General features: G+C 30.8%; 15 protein-coding genes. 13 read left to right on the top strand and 2 right to left on the bottom strand.

The features are described from left to right. The first annotated feature begins 105 nt into the window (after positions 1 to 105). The gene (locus APS56_RS10885; RefSeq protein ID WP_054728012.1) at positions 106 to 2,484 is read left to right on the top strand and encodes a TonB-dependent receptor; all 2,379 of its coding nucleotides are present in this window, start codon (positions 106 to 108) and stop codon (positions 2,482 to 2,484) included. Between the two features lie 4 nt (positions 2,485 to 2,488). Continuing rightward, complete coding sequence (locus APS56_RS10880; protein WP_054728011.1) at positions 2,489 to 3,334, top strand: DUF4249 domain-containing protein; 846 nt, start codon at positions 2,489 to 2,491, stop codon at positions 3,332 to 3,334. A gap of 105 nt (positions 3,335 to 3,439) precedes the next feature. On the opposite strand, the gene APS56_RS10875 is transcribed toward APS56_RS10880, so the two are convergent. Beyond that, positions 3,440 to 4,597, bottom strand: coding sequence for a DNA polymerase III subunit (locus tag APS56_RS10875; RefSeq protein WP_054728009.1), 1,158 nt, complete (start codon positions 4,595 to 4,597; stop codon positions 3,440 to 3,442). A 217-nt stretch (positions 4,598 to 4,814) separates the two neighbouring features. Between APS56_RS10875 and APS56_RS10870 the strand changes: the two genes are divergently transcribed. The 3 genes from APS56_RS10870 (at position 4,815) to APS56_RS10860 (ending at position 8,699) form a co-directional block, all read left to right on the top strand. Further along, positions 4,815 to 6,002 (top strand): phosphoglycerate kinase, encoded by a 1,188-nt coding sequence (locus APS56_RS10870; protein WP_054728007.1) that lies wholly within the window; start codon positions 4,815 to 4,817, stop codon positions 6,000 to 6,002. 137 nt (positions 6,003 to 6,139) lie between these two features. After that, on the top strand, positions 6,140 to 7,693 hold the full coding sequence (locus APS56_RS10865) for a LysM peptidoglycan-binding domain-containing protein (RefSeq protein ID WP_054728005.1): 1,554 nt from the start codon (positions 6,140 to 6,142) through the stop codon (positions 7,691 to 7,693). Between the two features lie 22 nt (positions 7,694 to 7,715). Continuing rightward, a complete protein-coding gene (locus APS56_RS10860; protein WP_054728003.1) occupies positions 7,716 to 8,699 on the top strand; it encodes a DUF4837 family protein in 984 nt (327 codons plus the stop codon). A 78-nt stretch (positions 8,700 to 8,777) separates the two neighbouring features. Here the strand turns inward: APS56_RS10860 and tatA are convergent, their stop codons facing one another. Beyond that, complete coding sequence (tatA, locus tag APS56_RS10855) at positions 8,778 to 8,960, bottom strand: twin-arginine translocase TatA/TatE family subunit (protein WP_054728001.1); 183 nt, start codon at positions 8,958 to 8,960, stop codon at positions 8,778 to 8,780. 194 nt (positions 8,961 to 9,154) lie between these two features. Here tatA and APS56_RS10850 point away from each other — a divergent pair, with 194 nt between their 5' ends. From APS56_RS10850 to rfbD, 8 genes are read left to right on the top strand one after another with little or no spacing between them, the layout of a single operon-like run. Next, positions 9,155 to 10,024, top strand: coding sequence for a M23 family metallopeptidase (locus APS56_RS10850; RefSeq protein ID WP_054727999.1), 870 nt, complete (start codon positions 9,155 to 9,157; stop codon positions 10,022 to 10,024). Next, positions 10,024 to 11,526, top strand: coding sequence for a GH3 auxin-responsive promoter family protein (locus tag APS56_RS10845; protein ID WP_054727997.1), 1,503 nt, complete (start codon positions 10,024 to 10,026; stop codon positions 11,524 to 11,526). Before APS56_RS10850 ends, APS56_RS10845 begins: the two co-directional genes overlap by 1 nt. Positions 11,527 to 11,543: 17 nt before the next feature. Further along, on the top strand, positions 11,544 to 13,232 hold the full coding sequence (locus APS56_RS10840) for a DUF6909 family protein (protein ID WP_054727994.1): 1,689 nt from the start codon (positions 11,544 to 11,546) through the stop codon (positions 13,230 to 13,232). A 9-nt stretch (positions 13,233 to 13,241) separates the two neighbouring features. Further along, positions 13,242 to 14,312: a hypothetical protein gene (locus APS56_RS10835; protein ID WP_054727992.1), complete on the top strand. Its 1,071-nt coding sequence runs from the start codon at positions 13,242 to 13,244 to the stop codon at positions 14,310 to 14,312. A gap of 2 nt (positions 14,313 to 14,314) precedes the next feature. Next, positions 14,315 to 15,358: a dTDP-glucose 4,6-dehydratase gene (gene rfbB, locus APS56_RS10830; RefSeq protein ID WP_054727990.1), complete on the top strand. Its 1,044-nt coding sequence runs from the start codon at positions 14,315 to 14,317 to the stop codon at positions 15,356 to 15,358. A gap of 3 nt (positions 15,359 to 15,361) precedes the next feature. After that, on the top strand, positions 15,362 to 16,219 hold the full coding sequence (gene rfbA, locus APS56_RS10825; RefSeq protein WP_054727988.1) for a glucose-1-phosphate thymidylyltransferase RfbA: 858 nt from the start codon (positions 15,362 to 15,364) through the stop codon (positions 16,217 to 16,219). Positions 16,220 to 16,225: 6 nt separating this feature from the next. Beyond that, a complete protein-coding gene (gene rfbC, locus APS56_RS10820; protein ID WP_054727986.1) occupies positions 16,226 to 16,774 on the top strand; it encodes a dTDP-4-dehydrorhamnose 3,5-epimerase in 549 nt (182 codons plus the stop codon). After that, positions 16,767 to 17,555 (top strand): dTDP-4-dehydrorhamnose reductase, encoded by a 789-nt coding sequence (gene rfbD, locus APS56_RS10815; RefSeq protein WP_054727984.1) that lies wholly within the window; start codon positions 16,767 to 16,769, stop codon positions 17,553 to 17,555. Before rfbC ends, rfbD begins: the two co-directional genes overlap by 8 nt. Positions 17,556 to 17,563: the final 8 nt, after the last annotated feature.

The raw sequence follows: 17,563 nt of genomic DNA, 5'->3' as shown, positions 1-17,563 counted from the left end.
ACAATAAAATAGCCTTTTGTAAGTTTGGTTGTTTTTACTCAAACATTTATATTTTGAATTTTATTCTAAATTAATATACTGCCTTCATTGATAATTTAATTGAATATGAAAAACATTTTTTTAGCTTTTTGCCTATTATTTTCTTTCTCATTAGTTGCTCAAGAAAGCTATAGCATCAGAGGATCTATTAAAGATTCAAATAATGGCGAAACTTTATTAGGTGCTACCGTTTTTTTGAAAGGAACTAATACGGGTTCTGTAACGAATGAATACGGTTTTTATTCTATAACAGCTCCAAAAGGAGATTATGTTTTAGTAATATCTTATATAGGTTATGATACACTGAGTAAAAACATACAATTAAATTCAGATATAAATATCAATTTTGAATTAAATGAAGCATCCACAACTTTGGATGAAATTATTATTGTGGCTGATGATGATTCTGAACAAATTGCAATTAAAAAACCTCAAATGAGTGTTTCTAAGCTTAACAGTGCAACCATTAAGCAAATGCCTGCAGTATTGGGCGAGATAGATGTGATAAAATCTATACAAATGCTTCCAGGCGTTACAAATAATGGAGAAGGTTCTGCTGGTTTTAATGTAAGAGGTGGAGCTGCAGATCAAAATTTAGTACTACTTGATGAAGCTATTATTTACAATACATCTCATTTTTTTGGGTTCTTCTCGGTGTTTAATGCCGATGCAATTAAAGACATAAAACTCTACAAAGGCGATATTCCTGCTAAATTTGGTGGACGTGTGTCCTCGGTTTTAGATGTTAGACAAAAAGACGGAAACAGTAAAAATTTTAGTTTAAATGGTGGTATAGGATTGATATCCAGTAGGTTGTCTTCTGAAGGTCCGCTTTTTAAGGATAAAGGTTCTTTTTTAATTGCTGGTAGAACGTCATATGCACATTTGTTTATGAAAGCATCAGAAGAATTAAAAGATGATAAATTATCTTTTTATGATTTAAACCTTAAAACCAACTATGAAATTAATAAAAATAATCGTGTTTACTTATCTGGTTATTTTGGAAGGGACGTGTTCAATATTTCAAATGTTATAAAAAATAATTATGGCAATGCTACAGGAAATATAAGATGGAATCATGTTTTTAACGATAAGTTATTTTCAAATTTATCACTTATTTATAGTAGGTATGATTACCAAATTGTATTGGATTTTATTGAGTTGGATTGGATTGCAGATATTAAAAATTATAACTTAAAATATGATTTCAAATATTATTTAACAGATATGCTGCAATTAGATTTTGGTGTTAGTGGTATTACTTATAGTTTGAATCCAGGAGAAGTAGGTCCTAGTTCGGACACTTCACCTGTTAATTATTTAAAATTAGACCAAAAAAGAGCTTTTGAAAGTGGTATGTATATAAGTGCAGAACATCAAATAACTGATAAACTAACTGCTCAATACGGTCTAAGATATAGTCGTTTTAATAGGTTAGGTGGCCAAAGTATTACAAGTTATGTAAACAATAAAGCAGTTGTATATGATCAAGTGTTAGGGATTTATGAAAGAGGTGAAGCGGCTTCAGAAATCTATTATAAAAAAAATGAAAGTATAAAAACGTTTAATAATTTTGAACCTCGTTTAGGGATTTCTTATCAATTAGATGAAGTATCTTCAATAAAGGCTAGTTATACAAATACCACACAATATTTACATTTGCTTTCTAATACGGCATCTGTAACACCACTTGATGTTTGGACACCAAGTGGCACTTATATAAAGCCACAACGTTCAAATCAATATGCTTTAGGTTATTATAAAAATTTTAAAAACAAAAAGTACAGTTTAGAGCTTGAAACCTATTATAAATCTATAGACAATCGTATAGATTATATAGATGGTTCTAGTTTAATTGGCAATAATACTATTGAAACTGAAATTTTAAATGGAAAGGCTAGGGCATACGGATTAGAGGTTTTATTACGAAAAAATAAAGGGAAGTTCACAGGCTGGTTGGCCTATACTCTTTCTAAATCTGAACAAAGAACGTTTGGAGGTCAGGCTGGTGGTGAAGGAATTAACGGTGGAAATTGGTACAATACACCTTATGACAGAACACATGATATATCAATAACGGGAAGTTATAAGTTAAATAATAAATGGACTTTTAGCTCAAATTTAATATTTCAAACTGGCCGTCCGGTTACATACCCTAATGGTCAATATACGTATGAAGGATTGTCTATTGCATCGTATTCCAATAGAAATGAAGATAGACTTCCGGCATATCATAGGTTGGATCTTTCAGCTACCTATGTGCCTAATAAAAAGACAAATAAACGCTGGAAGGGTGAATGGGTTTTCGGTATTTATAATGTTTACAACAGACAAAATGCCGCTTCAATAACATTTATGCAAAGTGATGAAACAGGCTTAAATGAGGCCTCAAGAATTTCAATTTTTGGTATTATTCCTTCAGTAACCTATAATTTTAAATTTTAATCTCATGAAAACATATATAAAATTTCTTTTGTTAACAGCTATTTTATCTTTTTTATCTTGTGAAGAGGTTATTGATGTAGATGTACCAACAGCAACTTCAAAATTAGTAATTGAAGCATCTATTGATTGGGAAAAGGGTACTTCAGGAAATAATCAAAGTATTAAACTAAGTACATCATCTGCATATTTTGATACGGAAACCAATACTATGGTAATAGGAGCTTCTGTAAAGGTTGAAAACACAGATACAAACGAAATATTTGTATTTGCAGACAATGGAGATGGAACTTATAGCACATCAAGTTTTGTACCCATAATTGGAAATAATTACAGTTTGGAAGTTATATATAACAATGAAACATATATAGCAACTGAAACCTTAATAGCTGTTCCTAATATTAAAAATATTACACAGTCTACAGAGGGAGCATTTGATGATGAGCTATTAGAGGTGAATGTTTATTTTGACGATCCGATTGATGAAGAAAACTATTATTTAACCCGTTTTTATGAAGAAAATGATTTATTTGCTACTTTTAATAGTCTGTCAGACGAGTTTTTAAACGGAAATGAAATTTATGTTTTCTTTGAAAAAGATAAGGATGAAGAGAATAACCAAGCTTCATTTCAACCTGGAGACACTGTTGAAATTAATTTGTATGGTATTTCTGAAAGGTATTATAATTATATACGGTTACTTTTAGAACAGTACGGTAGTGGTGGAGGCCCTTTTTCTTCTTCAGGGGCAAAAATCAAAGGGAACTGTATCAATCAAACAAATAAAGATAATGAAGCCTTTGGTTATTTTAGGCTTACAGAAGTTAACAAAACAAGTTATATGTTTCAGTAGCCCCCCTTTTTTAGAGGCAATCATTTGTTTTTTTAGGTTGAATATTATTTTGTTAAATATTGATTATAAGTTGTTTAATTGTATTTTAAAGTTCAATATAACACTTTAACTATCTTCTTTTTTATGAAGTAACCGTGTTAATTTAATGGATAAATCGGTTAATATTATTTTTGAATTTCCATTGCGTTCAATATGGTAGATAGCCTCTTGGAGTTCATTCGAAATATCTAAAATATTATTATTATGAATGAATGGCGCAAAATTTTCTAATTTAAAGTTCTCTGTTTTTGGTTCAAAATATACTAATTCAGTGGCATTATAATTTAATAGTAAGGCTTGTCTGAAAAAATCCAAACAAAAATTTAAAAATTGTTTTTGGGTTTCTCGTCCCGTTTTAGCAATGTCTTCACTCCAAGAAATTAAATCATGAATAGCAGCTTTGTTGCCCTTTGCTTTAAAGGCACTTCGAATCCAAAAAATAAACCACTCCTCAAACTGTATATCTTCAGAGTCTTTATAAATTAAATCGCAGGCTTTGTTGTAATTGCCATTGGCTTGGTGTGCTATTTTAGTTGCAATAGCTGCTTCAACATTATAATCTTTAATTAATGCGTCTTTAATTACTTCTTCAGCTAAAGGCGGGAAATGTAAAACTTGACACCGAGATCTTATGGTATTGATAATTTGCTCTTCATCTTCAGCAATTAAAATAAAAATGGTTTTGTTAGGGGGCTCTTCAATTAATTTTAAAAGTTTGTTAGAAGCAGTAGTGTTCATTTTTTCTGCCATCCAAATGAGCATCACTTTGTAACCTCCTTCATAGGATTTTAAAGACAGTGCTTTTACAATATCAAGTGCTTCATCAACACCTATCTGACCTTGTTTGTTGTCTACACCTAGTAATTTATACCAATCAAAAAGATTTCCGTAAGGCTGTTCTTTTAATAGTTGCCGCCATTCTTTTAAATAATGACTGGAAACGGGATGACTTTTAACTTTATCTGATGTTGTAACAGGAAAAGCAAAGTGCAAATCGGGATGCGAAATATTTTCAAATTTTAAGTTACAAGTAGCGTTGCCTGTATTGTTTTCACTATTGGTATTATTGCATAAAATATATTGGGCATAGGCTATTGCCATTGGCAATGTACCACAGCCTTCATTACCAATAAACAATTGGGCATGGGCAATTCTACCATGATCCACACTTTGAGTGAGGTGTTTTTTTATGTGTTCTTGACCTAAAATATTTTCAAAAAGCATAAGGCAAACCTACACAATTTTTTTCTTATTATAGGATGCTTTGAAGCTGAAACCACATATAAAATATCAATTAGTTATGATTCAAACACTCTATAATTTAACGTTTTTATAAATTCTTTTACCTCCTCAATCGTTTTCGTGAAAAAACACGTTTTATAGCTGTGTTTAATTAGTTACATTTGTTAAAAATAAAGCTAATAAACAATACCTATACAAGATGAAGACATTAAACGATTTTAATTTTAAAAATAAAAAAGCATTAATCCGAGTTGATTTTAATGTGCCATTAAATGATAAGTTTGAAGTAACTGATGCTACGCGAATAGTTTCAGCAAAACCAACAATTATTAAAATATTAGAAGATGGTGGAAGCTGTATTTTAATGTCACATTTAGGAAGACCAAAAGGTATTCAAGATGAGTTTTCATTAGGTCATATTGTTGAAAAAGTTCAAGACATTTTAGGTGTAAATGTAAAATTTGTAGATGCTTGTGTTGGAGAAAAAGCAGAAGCAGCAGCTGCAAGTTTAGAGCCAGGTGAAGTGTTATTATTAGAAAATTTACGCTTCCATAAAGAAGAAACTGCTGGTGATAAAGATTTTGCAGCTCAATTAGCAAAATTAGGCGATATTTATGTAAACGATGCTTTTGGAACTGCTCACAGAGCTCATGCTTCTACAACTATAGTAGCCCAATTTTTCCCTAATGATAAATGTTTTGGATATTTATTAGCACAAGAAATTGAAAGTATAGATAAGGTAATGAAAACAGGAGAAAAACCTGTGTTAGCCATATTAGGTGGCGCAAAGGTTTCCTCTAAAATTACTATCATTGAAAACATATTAGATAAAGTAGATCATTTGATTATTGGTGGCGGTATGGCTTTTACCTTTGTAAAAGCACAAGGTGGTAAAATAGGTAATTCTATTTGTGAAGATGATAAAATGGAATTGGCTTTAGATATTTTAAAACAAGCTAAAGAAAAGAATGTAGTTGTACATATTCCTGTGGATGTAGTTGCTGCAGATGATTTTAGTAATGATGCTAATACTCAAGTGGTAGATATTAATGCTATTCCAGATGGTTGGGAAGGTGTTGATGCCGGTCCAAAATCTAGAAAACAATTTCATGAGGTAGTGATGCAAAGCAAAACAATTCTTTGGAATGGTCCATTAGGAGTGTTTGAAATGGAATCTTTTGCAAATGGGACTATTGAATTAGGTAATTCTATTGCTGAAGCAACTAAAAATGGTGCGTTTTCATTAGTTGGAGGTGGTGATTCTGTAGCTGCAGTAAAACAATTTGGCTTTGAAGAGAAAGTAAGCTACGTAAGTACGGGTGGAGGTGCTATGCTTGAAAGCTTGGAAGGTAAAAAATTACCTGGAATTGCTGCTATTTTAGAATAATATCAAAGTACTTTTTATAAATAAACAATCCCCAATGAGTGTTCGTTGGGGATTGTTGGTTAAAGAAATTTTTATTTTAAATTAAAAAACACGATTTTAGCCATATTATCGTTGTATACATTAACGAAAATTTTCATATGGTATTCAGATTTATCATTGTATTGGCACTATGTAGTTTTGAGATTTGTTTTTCTCAAACACCAGATTCAATTTCTGTAGTTAAAGGAGCTTTAAAAGACTCCTTAACAGACGGTGTTTTCCCTTTCAATAAAAGCTTAAAAATAGAATTAGACAGTATATCTATAAAAAATCTTGAAGACTTACCAGAAGCCTCAGAAATTGATAAAATGTGGCTTGAAGAATTATATAGCAATTCTTTATTTGATACAATATATAAATCAGTATCAGAACTTTCATTTGAAGAAGTTGAGTATCCAGAATTACCCACAGATACTTTAAAAGCAAGGCTTTTGGAACTTAATGCTAAAACACCATTCAATGTAGAGTATAATCCAAGTTTGGAAAGTGTTATAAAATCGTATTTAAAACATAGACACGAGCATCTACAGAAGCTGATGGCACTTAGTTCGTATTATTTTCCAATGTTTGAGCAATCATTGGATAATCATGATATTCCTTTAGAAATAAAATATTTAGCCATTGTGGAATCCGCATTAAAACCAAGAGCAAAATCTAGAGTTGGTGCTACTGGTTTATGGCAATTTATGTATGCCACAGGAAAGTATTATGGATTGGACGTGAGTAGTTATGTAGATGAGAGAAGCGATCCTATAAAATCAACAAAAGCAGCAGCAAAATACCTTGCAAAATTATATGAAATATTTGGTGATTGGGATTTAGCATTGGCTGCCTACAATTCTGGACCAGGAAATGTTACAAAGGCTATTCGTAGGTCGGGAGGTTATCAAAATTATTGGAATATTAGGCATAATTTACCCCGTGAAACGGCAGGATATTTACCAGCATTTTTGGCAACTATGTATATTTTTGAATATGCAGATAAACATGGATTTAAAAAAATAAAACCAGAATTTGCTTATGTTGAAACAGATACTGTCATTGTAAAGCAAATGATTACTTTAGATCAAGTTTCTGAAGTAACAGGAGTTAATATGGAAGAACTTCAGTTTTTAAATCCTTCGTACAAATTGGATATTATTCCATTTATTAAGGGTGAAAACCATACCCTGCGTTTACCTCGAAAGGTTATTGGTCATTTTGTTAATAATGAAGACATTATTTATGCTTTTGCTAAAGCTGAATTTGACAAGCGTGAAAAACCAATGCCTCAGTTTTTTGATTCAGATGCTAAAACAATTTATAGAGTAAAATCTGGAGATTTTTTAGGTAAAATAGCGAGGAATTATGGCGTTAGAGTAAGTCAAATTAAACAGTGGAATGGTTTAAGGAGTAACAATCTCTCTATTGGGCAGCGCTTAACTATTTATCCTAATAAACCACATACTACAGTTGCGACATCATCATCAAAAACAACCCCTATTATACCTATTTCTGGCGATATTACAACATATATTGTAAAAAGTGGAGACTCCTTGTGGAGTATTTCTCAAAAATTTCCTGGAGTTTCTGTTCAAAATATTAAAGAATGGAACGGTATTAGTGGTACTACTTTAAAACCAGGGATGAAACTCAAAATATCAAAAGGTTAATTCCTATAAAAGTCTTAAAAACATGCGCAAAATCATTTTAATTACTTTCGTTTCATTATTTGTTATAGGTTGTAAAGACAACAAAACATCTAAAGAGAAATATTTACCAGATTCTTCAGGAAATTTGAATAGTGTGTCTGTAGTTGTAGATAATGACATGTGGTCTGGAGATGTTGGTGAAGCCATTAGAAATGTGCTTGCCACTGTGGTTGATGGCTTACCTCAAGATGAACCCATGTTTAGTATGAGCCAAATTCCTCCCAGTGTATTTTCTGGGTTTGTTACAAAAAATAGAACGGTTTTAAAAGTGGTAACAAATAAGGAATCTGGAGTTTTTGTTACCAATGATGTATATGCTAAACCCCAAAAAGTAGTTACTGTTTCTGGACAAACAAAAGAAGATCTTATCGCTCAAATAAATAATAATTCAGAAAAAATTATTGAGGCATTTACTAATTCAGAGTTATCGGAAAAACTGAGACGCATTGATAAATCATTACATAATTACACATCAATAGAAGAAAAATTAGGATTAACCATTAAATTTCCTTCTGTTTATAGAATAGCAAAAGAAGAAGGTAAATTCTTTTGGATACGTAAGGACATTACTACTGGCAGTATGGATTTGTTGCTTTATGAGTTGCCTTATAATGCTATTAAAAGAAATGATAGTATGGTTAAACAAATCATAAGAATTAGAGATTCTGTGAATAAAGAGATGATTCCAGGACCAGACTTAGAACCAAAGCCATTTATGGTAACAGAAAAGGCATATACCCCTTTCCATTTTGAAACTATTTTAGATAATAAGCCAGTACTTGAAACAAAAGGAATTTGGGATATGCAAAATGCTTTTATGGCAGGTCCATTTGTAAACTATGCTATTGAAGATAAAGTAAATAATAGATGGGTTGTTATTGAAGGTTTTGTTTTTGCTCCCTCTGTAGAAAAACGCGATTATATGTTTGAAATAGAAGCTATTATAAAATCTGTTAAAATTAAATAATTTAGGTGTTAAATTTTAAACAAACAAAAAACCAACGCATTGCGTTGGTTTTTTGTTTGAAGTATTAATAAAGAAATTCTATTCTTTTTTATCTTTTTTTGTATCATCATCTTTACTAGCATCTTTAAATTCTTTGATGCCGCTACCAAGCCCTCTCATTAATTCTGGAATCTTTTTCCCTCCAAACAATAATAAAACTACCACGACAATTAAAATAATTTGAGGTGCTCCGATAACAAGTGGTAACATATATAAGCTCATAATAATTAAATTTAAACAACAAAGTTAATAATTAAAGTTTAATTATATCGTTTTAATCACAAAGATTTCATACTGTGTAAGTGTTAAAGATAATGTTTTAAAACGCCATTTTATTTTTTATGAAAATCTAAATAAACACAAGTTTAACTAAAGAACAACATTGTTCAATAAAATTCTATTATTTTTGTTTTGGCATGATAGAAAACAAAAAAAAGCAAAAAAAAATAAGGAAGAAACTGCTTGATAAGTATCGCCTTGTAATTCTTAATGAAGATACTTTTGAGGAGCGATTATCCTTTAAACTCTCACGACTCAATGTGTTTGTTTTAGGATCTTTATTGTGTGTTTTTTTAATAGGGATTACTTACCTAATTATAGCATTTACACCTTTAAGAGAGTATATACCTGGATATTCATCTACTGCTTTAAAAAAGAAAGCTATAGAATTGAATTATAAGACGGATTCGTTACAACAGGTTATTTTAATGAATGATCGTTTTTATGAATCTATTAAAAAAGTATTGCAGGGAGAAGTCAATAAAGTAGATTTTAATAAAGATTCTATTATCCAAGCTGTAAAATTAGAAGCAAGTGAAGTGGATTTAAGACCCATTCATGAAGATTCCATTTTACGCGAAAAAGTAGATAAAGAAGATAAATACAATTTATTTGAATCCGCTGAAACTGCTACAAATTTTGTATTATTTCCGCCAGTAAACGGAGAGATTAGTGCTCCTTACAATCTAAAAGAAAAGCATTATGCTGTAGATCTTGTTGTGGCTCCAAATACACCTGTAAAAGCTACTGCCGATGGTACCGTAATTTTTGCAGAATGGACGGCTGAAACAGGTTACGTTATCATTTTAGAACATAGTTATGGATTAATTTCGGTATATAAACACAATGCATCATTAACTAAAAGCCAAGGTGATTTTGTAAAAACAGGCGAAGTTATATCTACTGCAGGCAATACAGGTACATTATCTACTGGACCGCATTTGCATTTTGAGTTATGGAACGATGGATACCCCATTAACCCAACAAATTTTATAGATTTTAAATAATGATATCACTAAAATCAGTTCTTGCTAAACCGTTTGCAAAACGTGTTTATAAAAGTGTTCAAAAATGGGCAAATAAGCCTATTGAAACACAGCAAAAAGTATTTCAAGATTTAATTAATGGCGCTAAAAAAACAGTTTTTGGAAAAGATCATGATTTTTCTGGAATTAAAACACATGAAGATTTTGTAAAGCGTGTCCCTGTTAGAGATTATGAAGCCATTAAACCTTATATAGAGCGGGTTGTTGCTGGCGAAGAAAACATACTTTGGTTGGGTAAACCAGAATATTTTGCTAAAACATCAGGAACAACTTCTGGTGTTAAATACATTCCAATAACAAAGCCTTCAATTAAAGCTCAGGTGAATGCGTCTCGCAACGCAATTTTGTTTTATATCCATGAAACAGGCCGTAGTAGGTTTGTAGATGGTAAAATGATTTTTTTACAAGGTAGTCCAGTTTTAACAAAAAAAAATGGTATCAATGTAGGAAGATTATCAGGTATTTCAGCACATTATGTTCCAAAATATTTACAGAAAAATAGAATGCCTTCATGGGAAACAAATTGTATTGAAGATTGGGAAACTAAAGTAAATGCTATAGTTGAAGAAACAGTAAATGAAGATATGACTGTTATAGCTGGTATTCCATCATGGGTTCAAATGTATTTTGAAAAATTGCAACAAAAAACAGGAAAACAGATAAGTGATGTTTTTAAAAATTTCAATTTATTTATTTTCGGAGGCGTTAATTATGAACCTTATAGAGCTAAGTTTGAAAATTTAATTGGAAAAAAAGTTGATAGTATTGAGTTGTTTCCTGCCAGTGAAGGTTTTTTCGCATTTCAAGATAAACAGAATGAAAGAGGGATGTTACTTCAGCTTAACTCTGGTATTTTTTATGAATTTATTAAAGTAGAAGATTTTTTTAATGAAAATCCTAAGCGTATTACTATTAGGGATGTTGAGGTTGGTGTTAATTACGTATTGATTATTTCTACTAATGCCGGGTTATGGGCTTATAATATAGGCGATACAGTACAATTTACATCTACAAAACCATATAGAATTATTGTATCTGGGCGTATTAAACATTTTATTTCAGCTTTTGGTGAGCACGTTATTGGCAAAGAGGTAGAAGAGGCAATGAAGGAAGCCACAATAAATACTAATATTAGGGTTTCAGAATTTACGGTAGCACCTCAAATTACACCTGAAAAAGGACTTCCATATCACGAATGGTTCATAGAATTTGAAAATGAACCTGAAAATATTTCAGATTTGGCAAGTAAAATTGATGTGGCACTTCAAAAACAAAACACCTATTATTTTGATTTAATAGAGGGTAAAGTATTGCAACCACTAAAGATTACTAAAATCAAGAAAAATGGTTTTCAAGATTACATGAAATCTATAGGTAAATTGGGGGGGCAAAATAAAGTGCCTCGTTTATCAAATGACCGTAAAATTATTGAGGTTTTTCATCAGTTAAATCTTATTAAATAATATTACCTTTACCCAATATGATTAATAAAAACCATCGTAGAACACGCGCTCAAGAAAGCTCCAATGCCATCGAAAAGATGTACATTACAATGCGACATTTGTTCAATCGTGGTTTTTATAAGCCCATGGGAGTTTCAGGAGAAACTTTAAGAGAATCTCTGCTACTACTAAGGCCTGAAATTTATGGTTCAATAGGAGAAGATAAAGCAGAATTGGAAGGGTTGCTATATGTTATTGATAGGTTGCCTCAAGGTATTGAAGAATGTTCTTTTATTAATTTAACAAGCGATGAAGGTTATTCAAACTCTCATTTTAAACCTATAATTCCAGAGAAGAGACGTCGGAATTGTTATCGTATTGATAGTGAACAAATGAATATTGAGATTACTCGTGGCCGTTCAGAAATCTATGATATTTTAACACATCTTACCTTTCTTTTTGTAGAATCTCATAAGATAAGTAAAAATGTTCTTATTGACGAAGAAGGTGTTACTACTAGAGATTGGATAAAGCTTGAAAAAGCAGTATTATCAAAAAAGAAGTTGACTCAGCAAGAGCGTGAGATAGCTATTACCCATGCTGCAAATATTTTAGGAAGAACCTTTGATGAGTTAAGAGCTGTTTATAATCAATTTTCTATATCAACCCAACCCGAACGCTTATTACATATTGTATATTGGTTAGGAAGATTAGCAATAGAAGAACAGTTACACGATAATAAGCGTACAGTTACCTTTAGCCCTGTATTGAGAGAGCGTTTAGGGCATCATATACATGGAGAACTTTGGGCAAACACTATAAAGGAAACACTAAACATAAAAGGCTTATTGGGTAGACCTATTCATATCATTAGCGCTAATATGCATAGTGTTATGAATACATTATTTGCTCCAAATGCATTAAAAACAGTAGTTTCTAAAAAAGATATTTTTGAAGTTTATAAGTCTTTAAGTAAAAATGAAAATGAAGACCTTAGAAATAAAGTAGCTAAAGAAGCGTTGTTGAGAGGAATGGTATATATTAAAGATTCATCTGGAACAAATATTGATGTTCAAATTTTTGATACTTCAGAAATAGATATTTCTAAAATGGATATTTCAGCCAATGAAAAATATATAAAATCAACTAAACCAATTATACTGGTTATGGATTATGCTTTTGGTGAGCAGGCTTATGAAACGATGGACGAATTACTAAAGCCATTTCATAAAGATGGTAAAAAAATTCACCTAAATGTTAAGTCTATTTCAATAATGGGAAAAGCGGGAATTTTAGAAGGTGGCAAAGGTGATATCATGATTCCATCGGCCCATATTTTTGAAGGTACTGCTGATAATTACCCTTTTAAAAATGAATTAAAAAAATCAGATTTGAGCAATCAGGGAGTGAATGTTTTTGAAGGCTCTATGATTACTGTTTTAGGAACATCATTACAAAACAAGGACATTTTAAAGTTTTTTTATAATTCAACTTGGAATGTTATTGGTTTAGAAATGGAAGGTGCTCATTATCAAAAGGCCATTCAAGCAGCCTCTAAAGTCAGAAGAAGCATAAGCCCTGATGTTAAAGTCAGATATGCCTATTACGCTAGTGATAATCCATTAGAAACAGGTGGTACGTTAGCTTCGGGAGGCTTAGGTACCTCTGGAGTTAAACCAACATATTTAATTACACGAAAAATATTAGAACAATTATTAAATAAATAAATTATAGTTATGAGTAAAGATTTGCCACAACCCCAGCAATCTGAAGAAGTCGATTTAGGGCAATTATTTAAGATGATAGGAAATGCTTTTGATCGTTTTTTTCGTTTTATTGGTGGAATTTTAAATAGCATTTTTTTAGCGTTTGTATGGTTTGTGTTTTTTATAAAAAAAAATATATTAAAATTCTTTATTGCCGGAATTATAGGTATTGCTATTGGTTTTTTATTAGAAAAGACTTCAGAACCTGTGTATAAATCCTACGCAACTATTAAACAAAATTATTCAACAGGTGAGAATCTTTATAATTCTATTAATTATTATAATAGTTTGATAGCACAAAAAGATATTTCTACTTTAAAAAATACTTTAAATATAGAGGTAGAAGAAGCTGCATCTATTTTAGGATTTGATATTAGCCCTGTTATTAATGATAATCAAAGGCTTCAATATTTTGATGCCTACCTTAAAACATTGGATACTGCGGTTGCTTCAAAAATAACCTATAAAGATTATACCGAAAATTTAAAAGATTATGATTATGAATATCAACAAATAGCTATAGAATCAACAGTTAGAAATAATTTTAAGAAAGTATTTGATAATATAATTGAAAGTATATATACAAATGAATTTTTTGAAAGAGAACAAAAAAAAGATATAATAGAGCTAAAAAATGAAGAGTCCATTTTGTTGGAAGCTTTGAGCCAATCTGATTCTTTACAAAGCACTTATAAAAGAGTTTTGGAAAAAGGGTTAGACAACAATACAGCTTCACAAACTAGTATTATGATTGAAGGTTCTACACAGATAGATAAAACTAAGGAATTAGATCTTTTTAAAAGTGATTTAGAATTGAGGAAGCAGCTGGTTAGAAACAGAAGAAATCAAGCAGATAAAGAATTTATTATTGATGTGATATCAAGCAAGCAAGAAAGTGGTGTATTAGATAAAAGTAAAACCTTATTTGGTAAAAAAATGAACCCTAAATTATATTATGTATTTTGTTTGGTTCTATTAACTTTAGTTGTATTACTATGCTTAGATTTTATTAAATTTTTAGAAAAATATAAAAAGCATTAGTAATGAAACTATTAATTACAGGAGGTGCAGGGTTTATAGGCTCTCATGTAGTAAGGTTATTTGTGGAAAAATATCCAAATTATCAAGTTTTTAATTTAGATGCTCTTACTTATGCAGGTAATTTAGAAAATCTTAAAGATATTGAGAATAAATCCAATTACACTTTCATAAAAGGCGATATTACCGATGAAGTTTTTATAAATAATTTATTTAATAAACATCAATTTGAGGGTGTAATACATCTGGCGGCAGAATCGCATGTAGATAGGTCAATTACAGATCCTTTAGCCTTTGTAAAAACAAATGTTATAGGCACTATGGTTTTATTAAATGCTTTTAAAGCTTGTTGGGAAAGTAGTTTTGAAGGAAAACTTTTTTATCATGTAAGTACTGATGAGGTTTATGGAACGTTAGGACATACAGGGTTATTTACAGAAACAACGGCATATGACCCTAATTCACCATATTCAGCTTCAAAAGCTAGTTCAGATCATTTTGTTCGTGCTTATGGAGAAACCTACGGATTGCCATATATAATTACAAATTGTTCAAATAACTATGGGCAAAATCAGTTTCCAGAAAAATTAATACCACTATTTATAAACAATATTATAAATAACAAACCTTTGCCAATATATGGAGACGGTAATTATACTAGGGATTGGCTTTATGTAAAAGATCATGCGATGGCTATCGATTTGGTTTTTCACAAAGGCAAGTTTAGTGAAACGTACAATATAGGCGGTTTTAATGAATGGAAAAATATTGATTTAGTACGTTTGTTATGCGCTCAAATGGATTTTAAGTTAGGTCGTGAAGAAGGTTCTTCAGAAGAATTAATTACCTATGTAAAGGATCGTCCTGGTCATGATTTAAGGTATGCTATTGATGCATCAAAAATAAGTAAGGACTTGGGTTGGAAGCCATCAGTAACATTTGAAGAAGGTTTAAAAAAAACAATTGATTGGTATTTAAATAACGAAGATTGGTTGAATAGCGTCACTTCAGGAGAATATCAATCTTATTACATGAAACAATATAACTAAAGGATGAAAGGAATTATTTTGGCAGGAGGCTCTGGTACTAGGTTATACCCGTTAACTAAAGTGGTTAGTAAACAGCTTATGCCAATATACGATAAGCCTATGATTTATTATCCTTTAACAACATTAATGTCCGCTGGAATTCGAGATATTCTAATAATTTCTACAACTAAAGACACTCCAAGGTTTAAAGAACTATTAGGCGATGGCAAAGACTATGGTTGCACTTTTGAGTATGCTATACAAGAACAACCAAATGGATTAGCAGAAGCTTTTTTAATTGCAGAAACATTCATAGGAGAAGAGAGTGTCGCGCTCATTTTAGGCGATAATATTTTTTATGGTTCCGGACTGGATAAAACATTGCAGGAAAATATCAATCCTAAAGGAGGGGTTATTTTTGCGTATCATGTTCAAGACCCTCAACGTTATGGCGTTGTTGAATTTGATGACAACAATAAAGTGATATCTATAGAAGAAAAACCAAAAAAACCGAAATCTAATTATGCAGTTCCTGGTATTTATTTTTATGATAATTCAGTAATTGAAATTGCTAAAAATATTAAACCAAGTAATAGGGGAGAATTAGAAATAACGGATGTAAATAAAATTTACCTGAAGATAGGAGCACTTAATGTTCAGATACTGGATAAAGGAACGGCTTGGTTGGATACAGGTACATTTACATCACTCATGCAAGCATCTCAATTTGTTCAAGTAATTGAGGACAGACAAGGTCAAAAAATTGGTTGCATTGAAGAAACGGCCTATAAGATGGGTTATATAGATAAAACGCAATTAAAAAAATTAGCAAAACCATTACTTAAAAGTGGTTATGGTGAATATCTATATCAATTAATATAAAATAGGATGTTAGTAGAAGAAACACATTTAAAAGGGTGCTTTGTTATAACTCCTAAGGTATTTGAAGATGAGAGAGGCTTTTTTTTTGAGAGTTTTAATACGCAATCATTTGAATCTAAAACAGGTGTGAAAGTCAATTTTGTTCAAGATAATATATCAAAATCGTCAAAAGGAGTTTTAAGAGGATTACATTTTCAAAAAGATGCTTTTGCACAAGCCAAATTAGTACAAGTTATTAAAGGAAAAGTATTAGATGTTTGTGTGGATCTTAGAAAAGAATCTTCTACATTTGGACACTATTTTTCAATCCTTTTAGATGATTTAAATAAGCAGCAACTTTATGTGCCAAGAGGATTTGCTCATGGATTTTTAGTGCTTGAGGATGACACTATTTTTTCCTATAAATGTGATAATTATTATAATAAAGCAGCCGAATCGGGCATATTATATAATGATGAAAAATTAAATATAGATTGGGGTTTAATGCAGGATGCGTTTGTAATTTCAGAAAAAGATAAGTGTTTATCAACATTTGAAGATTTTCTAAATGAATAAAAATGTTTTAGTTACAGGGGCAAGTGGGCAGTTAGGTAAAACGATTCATGAGTTATTTTCTGAAAATAATATAGGATTGGATTTTACGTTTGTAATAAAACAAGAGTTAGATATTACTCGTAGAGAAAATCTTATTTCTTTTTTCAATCAAAACATGTTTGATTATTGCATTAATTGCGCGGCTTACACAAACGTTGAACAAGCCGAAATAACACCAGAATCAGCATATAAAATTAATGCGGAAGGTGTTAAAAATTTAGCCGAAGCTTGTAAGGAAACAAATACCATCTTAATTCATATTTCAACAGATTATGTGTTTGATGGAGAGAAAAAAGAACCATATACGGCAGATGATGTAACAAACCCTATAAACGAGTATGGGAAGTCAAAACTACAAGGAGAGATATATATTAAAGATATTTTAAGTAACTATTTTATAGTTAGAACCTCTTGGCTTTATAGTAAGAAATATGGTAATAATTTTTATAGAACTATTATTAATAAAGCTAAAACAGAAAAACAGCTGTCTATAACAACAGAACAAATAGGTTGCCCAACTGATGTTGTGAATTTATCCAATTATATAGTTAGTTTAATTCATCAGGAGAGCATACAATTTGGTATTCATCATTTTTCTGATAAAAAAGCCATGACTTGGTATGATTTTGCTGAGGAAATTTTAAAGGATAACAACCTATCAAGCGAAGTAAAACTTGTTATGGTGAAGAAATATCGTACTTTTGCACGACGACCTAAAAACTCGGTTTTAAAGAATCTTTAGATTATTAT

It is taken from the genome of Pseudalgibacter alginicilyticus (genome assembly GCF_001310225.1).
GTDB classification, from domain to species: Bacteria; Bacteroidota; Bacteroidia; order Flavobacteriales; family Flavobacteriaceae; genus Pseudalgibacter; species Pseudalgibacter alginicilyticus.
This window is presented reverse-complemented; position numbering and strand designations above follow the sequence as displayed.